This window comes from Variovorax frigidus (assembly GCF_051216515.1).
Lineage (GTDB): Bacteria > Pseudomonadota > Gammaproteobacteria > Burkholderiales > Burkholderiaceae_C > Variovorax.
Map to the genome: position 1 here is coordinate 12688 of NZ_JBPJZF010000007.1, position 12565 is coordinate 25252.

Here is a 12565-nt window from a genome sequence, read left to right on the forward strand (position 1 = left end):
AGCCCTCAGCCCAGCAGCACGATCCCGCCAGGCAAGGCCGTGCGTTCCAACCGGAACAGCCGCTGGATCTGCACCAGCGCCTTGTCCAGGTCCGCGATCACGAAGCGCCCGCTGACGGGCTTGTCGCCCAGCGCGCGCGCCAGCAGCAGCACGCGGCCCGGCCGGTAGCGGTTGATCTCCGCCACCACCTCGTTCAACGCGGTGTTGCGAAAGCTCAGCACGCCCTCGCGCCAGGGCGACAGCGCCGCCGCGTCGATCTGCCGTGGCGCGCCCAGGGCGTGACTGTCGTAGGTGATCTGCTGCGAAGGCCGGAGCGTCGCCTCGCGCCCGCCGGCCGCCACCTGCACGCGGCCGTCGAGGCAGGTCACGACGCAGGAGCCGTCGGCCCGCCGGCGCATTTCGAAGCGGCCGTCGGTGGCCCAGGCTCGGCCCTGGTCGGCGCTCACGGTGAAGGGCTGCGCGGCGCGGGCGGCATCGACCGACACCTCGCCGTCGATCAGCTCGATGCCGGCGGCGCGCACGCCCAGGCTGCTGCGGGTGTTGAGGTCGACCGTGACCGACGGCGCCAGCGCCAGCCGGCGCTGCTCGCCGACGCCGGTGCGGATGTCGGCCCGCAGGGCCTCCACCGACGGCCACAGCGCGAGCGGCGGCTTGACGACCAGCGCGACGCCGATGCCGGTGACCGCGAACGCCATCGCACCGCCCAGCATCCGGCGCCGCGACAGCACGGGCGTGGGCATCGACGACGCCGAGGCGGCGCGCAGCCGCGCGAGTTCGGGGTCGTGCTGGCCGGCCAGCACGGCCGCGGGCCGCAGCGCGCGCCACTGGCCGTGGGCCTTGCGGAAGGCCTGGGCATGCGCCTCGCTGGTTTCGCACCAACGCTTCAATGCACGCGCATCGCGTGGCTTGGCCGCGCCCGATGCGAGCCGGCGCACCCAGGCCTGCGCCTGGGCATCGAGCGCGGCCGAACGCGGGTGCGGGTCAGCCGCGCGCATCGGGACCTCCGTCGCACGCACGGGCGAAAAAGGCAGGGAACACGGGGCGCATGTACAGAAGACGGTTCTCGCGCGCCGAAACTGCACACCCGCGGTGCCGCGTCATCGCATGCGCTCCATCACATGCTCGTGGGCGCGGCGCAGTTCGCGGTCGACCAGGCTCACCGACACGCCCAGGCGCCGCGCGACTTCCTGGCGCGGCATCTCGTCGACGCGGATCAGGATCAGGATGCGGCGGCGCCGCGGCGGCATCTCGTCGAGCACGGCCGCCAGGCGCTGGGCCTCGGAGCGGGCCTCCGCGGTCTGCGCGGGGCCGGGTGCGGGGTCGCTCAGGCTGTCGAAGATCTGCTCCACCTCCGCGCCCCCGAGGAAGCGGCCTTCGGTGCGCAGCCGGTCGAGCGCGGCGTTGGTCGCCATGCGCATCAGGTAGCTCAGCGGGTACTGCACGGGTGCGGCCGATTCGGCGCCGCCCTCGAGCCGCAGCCAGGTGTCCTGCAGCGCATCGCCGGCCAGGTCGGCGCTGCCCAGCTGCAACGTCAGCCGGCGCTTGAGCTCCTCGTAGCGGCCCAGCATGAAGTCGCGCAACGCGCCCAATCCGGTCTCGCTCATCGGGCCTCGCAGTCGCGGCCGGCCGCCAGGGCGCGCGGCACGATCAGCATGACGAAGGGCTCGGCCGCGTTGCGCGCGGGCGGCGGGCGGCCCACGCGCACCTCGCGCAGGGCCTGCAGGATGGCGCCGTCGCGCGCGGCATCGCCGGTGGTGTCGAGCAGCGTCGGGCGCGCGATGCGGCCCTCGCCGTCGACGTGGAAGCTCAGCGCCACGCGCCAGCCGTCGGGCGCGGTGCGCGCGTCGCGGCAGAAGATCTCGCGCACGCGGGACTGCAGCAGGCCGTCGTAGACGGGATCGCGCAGGGCCGGCGCCACGGCACCGGAGGCCTCGGCCCGCTCGCCCCCCGGTTCGAGCACGAAGGCCCCGGGCGCGGTGAAATGCAGCGCCAGGCCCGAGCCCTGCAGCAGCAGGCGCAAAGCGGCCTCGGGCGGGTAGTGGCCGGCCAGGGCCGGTGCACGCAGGCCCGCGACCTTGTCGGCCTGGTAGAAGCCCGACCACCCCGTCAGCGCGCCGAAGGTTTCGAGCGCTTCCGCCAAAGGCTGGGCCGGCAGGTCGAAGGCCATGCCCGCCGCATGCGCCGCTGCCGGCCGCGGCGGGGCGGCCATTCCGGCCTGCGCCAGGCTCATGCCGATCGCCAATGCGAGCGCGCAGGCGAGCGGAGCCGGGGTTGCCATGGACGGTGGGAGGTCATGCGGTGCAGAAGGAGCGCCGCGAAAAGGCACGGCTCGTCTCGCAGCGCATGCTGCCCGTGCAATTTGACCGGCGCGTGACGAAGGCCCCGGAAGTCGCGCGGCATCGGTACCTCGAAGGCGGGTTTTGCCCTACAGGCGATGCGCGTGCAACGATGTAACTTCTCTTTCACATTCCGGGCCGCGGTGCATTTCGCGCCATGCGCCTGCCATTTCGGCAAGCGGGCGGACCTGGCCACAGGAGCTGCCCATGGACGTGGTCGTCATCGGTGGAGCCGCAGGTGCATTCGATGTGCTGAAGCGCCTGGTTGCTGCACTGCCCAGCAATTTCCCCGCGCCCGTCGTCGTGGTGCTGCATCCCGACGAACGCCATCCCAAATCGCTGCCCGCCGCCTTGATGAAAGCGACGCCGCTGGATGTTTCCTATGCCGATGACGGCGAGGGCTTGAGACGCGGCCACGTCTACCTGGCACCACCCGATCGGCATCTGGTCTTCGACGCGGCCGGCCATGTGCATCTGGACGACGGGCCGAGGGTCCGACACCACCGCCCGGCAGCCGACCGCCTGTTCAAGAGTGCGGCCGGCGTCTTCGGCCGGCAGGTCATCGGCGTCGTGCTGAGCGGCAGAGGAAACGACGGCACCGACGGCCTGATCGCCATCAAGGGCGCCGGCGGCATCAGCATCGTCCAGAGCCCCAGCGACGCACAGGAACCCGGCATGCCCACGTCGGGACTGCTCAACGACAGCCCCGACCATGTGCCGCTCGCGGAGGAACTCGGCCCGCTGATCCAGCGGCTCGTCGCGCATCGGGCGCAGCGCGCGAGCCGACGCACCGTGGCGCTGTAGGCCCCTAACCGCGCCAGTGGCGCCGAGCCTCGTTGAGCTCCGCCATCGAGATGTGCAGTTCGGCCATGGTCTGGACCATGAGTTCGAGCAGCGCCGCGCGCTGGCGCACCCTGGCCGCCTCGGCACGCTGGGCACGCTGGGCCTGCTGCGTGGCGGCCCGCAACGCGCGCTTCGCGGGCGAGTCGGGTCCGCTCGTATCGTGCAGCGAGGGCTCGTCGGACAGAGGCCCGACCACGCCGGCAGCGAGGCGCATGGGGCTCACGCCTCGACGGGCGCTTCCACGGCGGCCGGCGCGTCGGCACGGGCCTCGCCTTCGGCCTCCGAAGCCGCCTTGTAGTTGCGCAGGTGCAGGAAGAACTGACCCATCATCTGGGTCCACAGGTTGAGCGTGAGCGCCAGATGGGCCGGGGTCACGCCGCCGGCGGCCACCACGTCCATCTCGAGCACCACGAAGTCGCCATGCTGCGCCACGCGCGCGAAGCGCTTGCTGCGGTGCCACGACGAGAGCACGCCCTCGGGCAGCGTGCCGCCCTGCACGCGCAGCGGGCAGCTCAGCGTGAGGTCGGCGAACTCGCCAGCGGCGATGGGGTTGCCCCACAGCACCTGGAAGCCGATGCCGTGGCTCGCGCTGTGCAGGCGCACCACGCCATCCTGCTCGACGGCGGTGACGGCACAGCCGGCCGCCTGGATGGCGTCGGTCACGACAGTGGCATTGAGGCTCTGGAGCAGCGCGGGGGCGACGGCAGCGGTTTCGGCGGCAATAGGGGTCGATTTCTCGGTCATGGGTGGGGTCTCCGGAATGCGTTGAAAAGAGGGTGTGGAATCAATTGATCTGCCGCAGTGCCGCATCGAGCGCCGCGCCGTCGATCTTCACGTTGGCGGCCGGCGCGAGGCCGGCCATGTGCGCCTGCACGAGCTGCTGCTGGCGTTGCTGGCGCAACGCGGCCTGCAGCTGCGGCTTCATTTCCTGCAGCGTGGCCGTGCGGGCCGGCTGGGTCTCGAGCAGCTTGACGATGTGGAAGCCGGCATCGGACGCCACGGCCTCACTGACCTCGCCGACCTTGAGCTTGCCCACCGCCGTGCGCACCTCGGGCAGCAGCTGGGCCAGCGGCAACGCGCCGACCTCGCCGCCGCGTTCGGCGCTGCGTTTGTCGTCGGAGCGGCTGCGTGCCAGGCTCGCGAAGTCGCCGCTGCGCGCCTGCGTGGCGAGCTTGCGCGCCTCGTCGCGAACCTTGGCCTGCGCGGCCGCATCCCCGGCCGGTGCGGCCAGGTAGATCTGCGCCACGCGGTAGAGCGCGGGCAATGCGAAGCCGCCCTTGCCCTGTTCGTAGGCGGTGTTCACTTCGGCGTCCGACGGGAAGCCCGCGGGCACCTGGGCCAGCGACTCGAGGTAGCTCGTGGCCACGATGCGCTGCGTGATCTCGTCGACCGCAGCATCGATGCGCGCCTTGACCTCGGGCCGCTCGGCCCAGCCCTTGGCGCGGGCTTCGCGCAGCAGCGCTTCGCTCGCGAGCCGCTGGCGCAGCCAGTTGTCGAGCGCACCGCGGTTGTCCTTGAGCGCCGTGCGTTCGGCTTCGGGCAGGCCCTGGAGCAGGCGCTCGACGTCGGCCCGGCCGACCGTCACCGCGCCCAGGCTGGCCACCACGGGATTCGATGGGGCGGCCTGCGGCGGGGTCTGCGCCGTGGCCGCGCCGAGGCACGAGGCCAGCAGCACGCCGGCCGCGGCGCGCAGCGAGGGCATGCGGACCGCAAATTGCTTCTTCATTCGGTGGATCTCTTTCACTGCGTTTTCAACAAGCACCAGGGGCCGCCGCGCGTCACGCATCGCAGGCATTGCCGCAGCTTCCTCCTGCAGGCTGCGGCGTTCGTCACGGCTTCCCTGCAACATGACGAAGCACTCGCGACCGAGCAGCAGGAGGTTCGGCGCCGGCATGGCGATCAGGCGGCGGACCATGGGGCGTCTCACTGCGCCGCGGCGGGCGCCGGTGCCCCGACGGCAGGGGGGGCGGCCGGCATGCTCACGCTGCGCGCATCGAAGCGGCCTTCGTAGAGCTTGTCGCCGTACTGCTGCGCGATCTGCTCGTACTTCACGCGGCTCTGCGCGGCGAAGGGCTGACGCGACGCGAGCACGCTGCCCAGGTCCACGGTCTCGTAGGCGCGCAGGATCTCCTGGCCCACCGCATAGAGCTGCGTGTTCTTGGCCTCGCATTGCGTGACCGCGGTGCGCTGCAGCGTCGTCTCGGCCGCCAGGCGCTGGCGCTCGGTCTCCGAAGCGCGCGCCATCTTCAGCAGCTCGTCGTAGGCGTTGCGGTACTGCGCGACCTGCGCGGTGGCGCGTTCGGTCGCAGCCTGGGCCTGGGCCTTGAGTTGCTGACCGCCTTCGGCGGCCTGCGCACGGCCCTGGCGCTCGGCACCGAGCTGCGACTCGGCCCGGGCCAGCGCCTTCTTCAGTTCGGCGACTTCGGCGGCCGGCGCCGGTGCGGCAGCGGCAGGCGCCGCCGGCGCGTTGCCGGACTTGAGCTGCGCCAGCTCGTTCTGCGCCTGCTGCAACTGCGAGGTGGTGATGCGCAGCTGCGCGCGCAGCCGCTCTTCCATGCCCTGTGCCGGTGGCGTCTGCGCCAGGGCGGCACCGCAGGCCAGCGCGGCGGCCAGGCTGAAGGCCAGTGGCTTCCAGCGCGGCGCAAGAGCGCGCGATCGATTCGATGGGGTGTTCACGCGCCGCTCCTTAGAACCGTGCATTGAATTCGAGCTGCAGCGTGTCGATCGCCAGCGGCGCGCCGAAGACCTGCTTGGTCGCCGACCAGCGGCCGGTGAACCAGGCGTTCTTGTCGATCGCGTAGGAGGCGCCGAGGAAGTAGCCCTTGGCGTTGGTGCCGCCCTGGTGGAAGGTCGAGTCGTTGAAGCCGTCGGGCAGCGCGTCGGGTTCGATGCGCTTGTAGCCGGCCAGCACGTTCCAGTCGCCGCGCACGGCGGGGCTGGGTTTGCCGTAGGTGGCCTGCAGGCTGTAGGCGCTGCCGCCGCTCTGGAAGTCCGCCTCGGTGGTGGCGCCCGTGCCGCCGAAGTTGTTGATGATGCCGCCGCGTGCGCGCGCGAACATCTCGGTCTTGTCGTAGGCCATGTTGCGGATGAAGTTGGCGTCCAGGCGCAGCGCGTTGCCGGCGACGCGGGTGTCCCAGCGGAAGTTCAGGTCGACCAGCTGGAACTGGGAAGCCAGGCCCACGTACTGCGGCTGCGGCGTGTTGCCCGGGTCCAGCGGGTTGAGCGCGATGTCGCGCAACAGCATGAGCGTGTTGCCCTTCTGCATGAAGGCCGGGCGTGCCCAGTCGGTGCTGCAGCTGTCGGCGCCCGCATACAGCGCGCAGGGCGACGAGACCTTGCCTTCGGTGTTCTTGAAGTCGTAGTAGGCGATCGCACCGCGCAGGCTGTTGACGCTGTCGAGCTTCCAGCGCGCGCCGGCCTGTGCGCCGAGCAGCCACTTGTTCTCGCTGCTCATCTTGTCCTGCTGGCGGCTGGGAAAGCTGTCCGACGAGTACTCGAGCGGAATCAGGCCCAGCGTGCCGAACACCGAGATGTCCTTGTTGGCCAGCGTCTTGTCGAACTGCGCGGCGATGCCGTCGAAGTTCAGGTCGCCCGAGAACAGCGTGTCGGTCGAGACGAAGGGGTTGCCGAAGCGCCCGCCGGTGACGGTGAGCCATTCCATGGGCTGGTACGACATCCACATCTGGTCGAGCCAGACGTTCTTCTTGGCGAGACCGCCGCCCAGCGTCTGGGTGGTCGACACCGGGCTGCCGTCGCTGCCCGAGGCCAGCCGGATGCCGGCCTTGGTCTGGTCGCTGATGTCCGCGAAGATGCCCAGGCGGGCCCGCGCGCGGAACAGGTTGCGCCGGTCCTGGCGCGTGTTGAGCAGCGAGGGCAGCGCGAGGTTGGTGTTGTTGTTGACGTCGAAGCCGCTGCCTTCGTTGAAGGCCGGCCAGTTGATCTCGATGTTGCTGTTGCCGCCCGAGTAGCTGCGCGACTCGTTGCGCACGCGCACGTCGCCTTCGACCCGGATGCGCTTGCTCCACTCCGGCGTCTCGTTGGGCGCGGCCCAGCCTTCGGACTTGGCCTGCGCCATGACCTGGCCCTTGACCTCGTCGCGGATCTGGTCGCGCACGGTTTGCGAGATGTAGGGCACGCGCACGTCGCCCGGCTCGACGCGCAGGCCGCTGCCGGCGACAGCTGCCGGTGCGGCGGCTGCGGCCTGGCGCTGCAGCTGCTGCGCGGCCATGGCTTCGGTCTGGGCCTGCGCCAGCAGCGCTTCGCCCACGTCCTTGCTCAGCGTGCCGCTTTGCATCAGGCCGCGGACCAGCCGCACCATGGCGCTGTCGCCCACCGGTGCGGCCGCGGTCTGCGCATGGGCTGCGGTGCCCATCGCGCCCAGCAGCGCGAGGGCGGAGGCCGCCGCCAGCGACTGCGCGCTGCGTCGGAGAGTCTTGGATTGGTTCATCGGATTGCTCTAGAAATGAATGGAATGGACAGGGATGCCGGAGGCCTCGATCAAGGCCGGCGCCCCTTCATGGACACGCGCATCGGGAAGCGCGCGGAAGCCGGCGGGCTCTCGTCGATGCGGGTCATCTCGCGGGCCATGGCGAGCACGGCCTCATCGGACTGCGCGTTGCCGGTGCTCTTCACCAGTTGCACACGCGTGGTCTTGCCGGCCGCGTCGAGCCACAGGTCGATCTGGATGTCGTCGAAGGTCAGCTGGCGGGTGCGCGGATCGCGCGACAGGGCCTGCTGCAGTGCATTGGCCACGTAGCGCCCGTAGGAGCCGCTGCCCAGGCCGCCGCCACCGCCGCCGCCGGTCATGCCGCCGCCGCGTCCGGCCGCGATGCCGAAGGCGTCGGTGCCGGCCTGCGCCGCGCCGTCGATGGTCACCGGGTCGCCAACGTCCTGCGACGGGCTGGGCGGCGCGTCGTCCTTGGGCGGCTCCTTGTTGTCGATCGGCGTCGGCTCGGGCTCGACCACGTCGGGCTTGACCTTCTCGGGTTCAGGCTCGGGCAGCTTCTCGGGCTCGGGCGGCGGCGGAGGGGGCGGCGGCAGCATCAGCATCGGCGCATCGGCCACCTGGCGCTTCTGGCTCGCCGTGTCGGACAGCAGGTACCAGACCAGCGCCGCCAGCAGCGCCAGCACCACCGCACCGATGACGAATCCGCCCCAGCGACGCCACAGGCCGACCGCGTCCTTCGACGCCGGCCGCCCCGGGCTGGTTGGATGGGCAAGGTTCACGGGCCCGTCCTCAGCTCGGCTTGCCGGTCACCAGGCCGACCTGGTTGAGCTCGATGCGGCGCAGCAGGTCGAGCACCTCGACCACCTTGGCGTACTGCACCGCCGCGTCGCCGCGCACGATGACCGGGAAGTCCGGCGACAGGGCCTTCTCGGTGCGCAGGCGCTCCTCGAGTTCGGCCAGCGTGACCGGGTAGGCGTCGAGGAACAGCTGGCCCGCGTTGTCGACCGTGATGGCCTTCGTCTTGGGCTTCTCGAGCGCGATCGAGGAACTGGCTTTCGGCAGGTCGACCTTGATGCCCGGGATGCTCGCGTTGCTGGTCAGGATGAAGATCACCAGCACCACCAGCAGCACATCGACGAAGGGCGTGATGTTGATGCCGCCGGTGCGCTTCTTGGTGCCGAACTTGGCAGGGTTGGCCATGGTGTTCTCTCGGCCTCAGGCAGCCACGTGGCCGGGTGCGGAGGTCCAGCCGGCGTCGGCGTCGGTGCCGGCACGGCGTGCGGCGCGCGCCGGTGCGGACTGCGGCAGCGAGCGGCCTTCGCCCTGCTCTTCGGCCAGGCGCGTGACGAACTCGTCGACGAACACCGCCATGTCGGCGCCGATGGCGTCGGAGCGCGATGCGAGCCAGTTGTAGCCGAACAGCGCGGGGATCGCGACGCCCAGGCCGGCAGCGGTACACAGCAGCGCCGCGGCCATGCCGGGAGCGACCGAGTTGATGTCCACCGCGCCGGCCATGGCCGCCACGACGAACACCAGCATGATCCCGATCACGGTGCCGAACAGGCCGACGTAGGGTGCGCCTTCGATGGTGGTCGAGAGCCAGTTCATGCGCTTGGACATGCGCTCGTTCTCGCGCACCATCACGCCGTCCATCGCAGCGCGGATCGCGCCGATGGTCGAGGCCGACACCGCGCTCAGGTCGTAGCCGCGGTCATGGCGGCGGCGCATCTCGTCGATGGCCACTTCGTACAGGCGCCACAGCGACGAGTCGGTCTTGACCTGCTCGGACACGGCATTGCTCACGGCCAGGCGGTCGAGCGGGGCACCGGCGGTTTCGCGGAACAGGCCGATGAAGGCGGTGTTGGCGCGCGAGGCGGCACCGTAGCTGCGGCCCTTGCCGATCATGATGGCCCACGACAGCACCATCATCAGGCCCAGCAGCGCGACGACGATCCAGGCGTCCAGCGGCATGGCCGCGAGGATGAAGCCGAAGTGGCTCTTGCCGGCCTGTTGCTCGTCGGCACCGAAGACGGCCAGACGCGATTCGGCACCTTGCGACACGGCATCGGCCAGCAGCAGGGCGTCGGGGCGCGCGACCTTCGACAGGCGCACTTCGTCGATCGCGCCGGTGAAGGCGGCCAGCGAAGGCACGGCGGCCTGGCCGGCCGGCGTTGCGGTCGCGGCGGCGTCGGCACCGATCGAGGCGGCGCTGGCGAGTGCCGGCGTCGGCGCGGCGAGCGAGACGGTCGGACGGCCACCCACGAACAGCGTGGCGTTCTGGCCGTCGGACTTGAGCGCCAGGGAGGCCCACTGGCCGGCCTGGATCGGCTGGCCGGGCGCGCTGCGCTGGCCGTTGATGCGCACGAAGGGCACGCCCTGGTCGACGCCGATCACGAGTTCATTGGCGCCGTCGCGGCGCGCATAGACCACCTGCTGGGCACCGAGCTGCTCGGGCTTGATCCAGGCCGAGAAGGTGAACGGTGCGCCGGCCTTCTGCGCCAGCGAAGGCGAGGCCGGCAGCATCAGTGCGTCGCGGCCGAGCTGTGCGCCCTTGCCGATCACGGTGCCGTCGAGGCTGACCACGGCGCTCTGGCCATGGTTGCCGTAGGCGGTGGTGTCGCGCGGCGGCACGTTGGCTTCGGCGAAGTGATAGACCAGCGTGTAGTCGGGGTCGTAGGTGCGCTGGCCGTTGCCCGAGGCCGGGGCCTTGGGGTTGCCGTAGTACATCCACAGCTTCTGCGGCGCACCCGCGCCGACCGCGGGCACGTCGACCCAGATCAGCGCCATGCCCAGCAGCGGGTCGAACTGTTCGATCTGGTGGTTGAGCACCGTCTTGTCGTCACCGGCGACGAAGCGCAGGTCGGCGCCGGTCTCGTTCACGCCCTGGAAGCTGAAGTTGCCGGTGTGCAGACGCACCAGCACCGGGGTGCGGCCGGCGTCGCCGCCGATCGCGCCGGCCTGCGGGCCGCCGTCGACGGTGAGGGGCTTGCGGTAGGCCCAGTCGGGCTGCCACCAGGCGTGCGCCAGGCCCGGCAGAAGCGTGCTCAACAGGGTGAGCAGAACAAATAGTGTGCGTCGCATGACAGAGTTCTCCGGAAGCTCGTAGGAATGACGATGAAAGATCGAGGGGTCGTACCGCTGACGGTCAGTAGCTGGCCGTCAGGCTGAAATTGATGCGGGTGTCGTGCTTCTCGGTGCGCGCACCCTTCTTGAGCGGGTAGCCGACGTCGACGCGGCCGTTGAGGCGCTCGGCGACGCGGAAGGTGGTGCCGAAGCCGACCGAGGCCAGCGTGAAGCCGTCCTGCTGTTCGGGCAGCGGGTTCTTGAGGCGCAGCCGGCCCGCGTCGGCGAAGGTGTAGAGGCGCCAGTTCTCGACGGTGGACCCGAGCCAGTCCAGCGGCTTGGTGCGCCATTCGAGCGAACCGACCAGGCCGATGTCGCCGGTGCTCTCGGCCGACAGGTAGCCGCGCACCGAGTTCATGCCGCCGGCCGCGATCTGCTCGCTCGACACCAGCGGCGAATCGCTGAGCTGGCCCGACAGGCGGAAGCCGATCTGCGAATCGCCGGCCAGCGTGTAGCTGCCGTTCAGGTCGCCCTTGAGCACCATGAAGCTGGGCGAGGACTTGTAGCGCTTGTAGTCGAAGGCCTGCCAGTCGCTGCCGTAGCCGAAGGCGCTGCGCGTGCCCGCCACCAGCGACAGGCCCAGGCCGACCTGGCTGCGCTCGGCCTGCAGGAAGCCGTTGTAGCCGAGCGTGATGGGGGCGTACTTGAGCGGCACGGTGTCGCCGGTCGTGCCCAGCATCAGCGCTTCCTTGTTGTCCTTGAAGTCGACGCCCACGCTCAGCGTGTGCCACCAGTCGCCGGCGTTGGGCACGGTGTAGGTGGCCTTGAAGCCGATCGAATGGCCCTTGCCCAGCACGTTGGTGCCGCCGACCGTGGCGACCGCGCTGTCGGACTTGTAGGCCGAGGCTTCGATCGCCCACGCGGTGCCGGGAATCGGCGCGCTGTACGAAGCAGAGATCACCTGCGTCTGGTCCAGGTCCTGCGGCGCGCCGAAGAAGCTCAGCGAGGCGCTGTGACCCATCTGCCAGAGGTTGTCGTGGCCGATCGAGGCGGTGGCGCGCAGCTTGCGCGTGTCGGCGCTGTAGTCGTTGTTCAGGCCCAGGCTGGCCCGCCACGGGCTCTCGTCTTCCACCTTGAGGTCGACGTCCATGGTGCCGGGCATCGCGCCCTGCTTGACCAGCGGCATCACCTGGCGCTTGCCGCCGCGGTTGAGCGCGGTGAGCTGGGTCTGGGCCAGGTTGAAGTCGGGCACCTGGCCTTCGCGCAGCGCGGGCACCTGGTCGCGCACGTCGACCGGCGAGGTGTACTCGGAGCCGATCACGCGCACGCGGCCCACGCGGGTTTCATTGACCTGCAGGAACACGATGCCCTCGGTCACCTGCTGCTCGGGCAGGTCGACGTAGACCGACTGGAAGCCCTTGGCCTGGTAGACGGCCAGCAGCGCGTCGCGCGCCGCCTCGATGTCCTTCATCGTGCGCTCGGGGCCGAGGAAGGGCGTGACGGCCTGCTCGATCTCGCGCACGTCGAGCGCGGTGTTGCCGCGCACGATGTACTCGACGACGTCGACCTTGCGCTGGGGCTGCTCGGCTGCTGCGGCAGGGGCTGTATCGGCCACGGCGGGCGCGGCCGCCGGCACCGGCGTCTGCGCGGTCGCGGCGGCGTGCGCCGTCAGGCTCAGGACGGCCAGGCACACCGCTTTCCAGCGCACCGGCGGCCTGTTCTCTTTCAGTTCATGCATGGGTCCAACTCGCTCTTCAAAAGGGATGCAATGCGACGCCTCGGGGGCACCGCGCAGGAAAGGTGAAGCACGGCGCACGGTCGGGGACATCCCATGATGGAAGTCCTTCATGTCGCAGTTGCGTACGGATACATAGAC

General features: G+C 70.6%; 13 protein-coding genes. 1 reads left to right on the top strand and 12 read right to left on the bottom strand.

What is annotated here, in order from left to right; all coding sequences use genetic code 11:
• Nucleotides 1-5: 5 nt before the first annotated feature.
• The 3 genes from ACSFBC_RS20795 to ACSFBC_RS20805 all read right to left on the bottom strand — a co-directional run bounded on the left by ACSFBC_RS20795 (nucleotide 6) and on the right by ACSFBC_RS20805 (nucleotide 2278).
• Nucleotides 6-995, bottom strand: coding sequence for a FecR family protein (locus tag ACSFBC_RS20795; RefSeq protein WP_435512262.1), 990 nt, complete (start codon nucleotides 993-995; stop codon nucleotides 6-8).
• 102 nt (nucleotides 996-1097) lie between these two features.
• A complete protein-coding gene (locus ACSFBC_RS20800) occupies nucleotides 1098-1604 on the bottom strand; it encodes an RNA polymerase sigma factor (RefSeq protein ID WP_435512263.1) in 507 nt (168 codons plus the stop codon).
• Nucleotides 1601-2278 carry a secretin and TonB N-terminal domain-containing protein gene (locus ACSFBC_RS20805; RefSeq protein WP_435512264.1) on the bottom strand — a complete coding sequence of 226 codons (678 nt, stop codon included), beginning with the start codon at nucleotides 2276-2278 and terminating at the stop codon, nucleotides 1601-1603. The genes ACSFBC_RS20800 and ACSFBC_RS20805 overlap by 4 nt, the downstream gene beginning before the upstream one ends.
• Nucleotides 2279-2543: 265 nt before the next feature.
• Here ACSFBC_RS20805 and ACSFBC_RS20810 point away from each other — a divergent pair, with 265 nt between their 5' ends.
• The gene (locus ACSFBC_RS20810; RefSeq protein ID WP_435512265.1) at nucleotides 2544-3140 is read left to right on the top strand and encodes a chemotaxis protein CheB; all 597 of its coding nucleotides are present in this window, start codon (nucleotides 2544-2546) and stop codon (nucleotides 3138-3140) included.
• Nucleotides 3141-3144: 4 nt separating this feature from the next.
• Here ACSFBC_RS20810 and ACSFBC_RS20815 read toward each other — a convergent pair whose 3' ends face one another.
• The 9 genes from ACSFBC_RS20815 to ACSFBC_RS20855 form a co-directional block, all read right to left on the bottom strand.
• Nucleotides 3145-3393: a hypothetical protein gene (locus ACSFBC_RS20815; RefSeq protein ID WP_435512266.1), complete on the bottom strand. Its 249-nt coding sequence runs from the start codon at nucleotides 3391-3393 to the stop codon at nucleotides 3145-3147.
• 5 nt (nucleotides 3394-3398) lie between these two features.
• On the bottom strand, nucleotides 3399-3923 hold the full coding sequence (locus ACSFBC_RS20820; RefSeq protein WP_435512267.1) for a YbjN domain-containing protein: 525 nt from the start codon (nucleotides 3921-3923) through the stop codon (nucleotides 3399-3401).
• Nucleotides 3924-3963: 40 nt separating this feature from the next.
• Entirely contained in the window at nucleotides 3964-4905 is a 942-nt protein-coding gene (locus ACSFBC_RS20825) for a peptidylprolyl isomerase (RefSeq protein ID WP_435512268.1), read from the bottom strand.
• Nucleotides 4906-5102: 197 nt separating this feature from the next.
• The gene (locus ACSFBC_RS20830; RefSeq protein ID WP_435512269.1) at nucleotides 5103-5855 is read right to left on the bottom strand and encodes a hypothetical protein; all 753 of its coding nucleotides are present in this window, start codon (nucleotides 5853-5855) and stop codon (nucleotides 5103-5105) included.
• Between the two features lie 10 nt (nucleotides 5856-5865).
• On the bottom strand, nucleotides 5866-7626 hold the full coding sequence (locus ACSFBC_RS20835) for a putative porin (RefSeq protein WP_435512270.1): 1761 nt from the start codon (nucleotides 7624-7626) through the stop codon (nucleotides 5866-5868).
• A gap of 50 nt (nucleotides 7627-7676) precedes the next feature.
• Nucleotides 7677-8405 (bottom strand): energy transducer TonB, encoded by a 729-nt coding sequence (locus ACSFBC_RS20840; RefSeq protein WP_435512271.1) that lies wholly within the window; start codon nucleotides 8403-8405, stop codon nucleotides 7677-7679.
• Between the two features lie 10 nt (nucleotides 8406-8415).
• On the bottom strand, nucleotides 8416-8826 hold the full coding sequence (locus ACSFBC_RS20845; protein ID WP_435512272.1) for an ExbD/TolR family protein: 411 nt from the start codon (nucleotides 8824-8826) through the stop codon (nucleotides 8416-8418).
• 15 nt (nucleotides 8827-8841) lie between these two features.
• Nucleotides 8842-10707, bottom strand: a complete 1866-nt coding sequence (locus ACSFBC_RS20850) for a DUF2341 domain-containing protein (RefSeq protein ID WP_435512273.1) — start codon at nucleotides 10705-10707, stop codon at nucleotides 8842-8844.
• Between the two features lie 64 nt (nucleotides 10708-10771).
• Complete coding sequence (locus ACSFBC_RS20855; protein WP_435512274.1) at nucleotides 10772-12427, bottom strand: ShlB/FhaC/HecB family hemolysin secretion/activation protein; 1656 nt, start codon at nucleotides 12425-12427, stop codon at nucleotides 10772-10774.
• Nucleotides 12428-12565 lie beyond the last annotated feature (138 nt).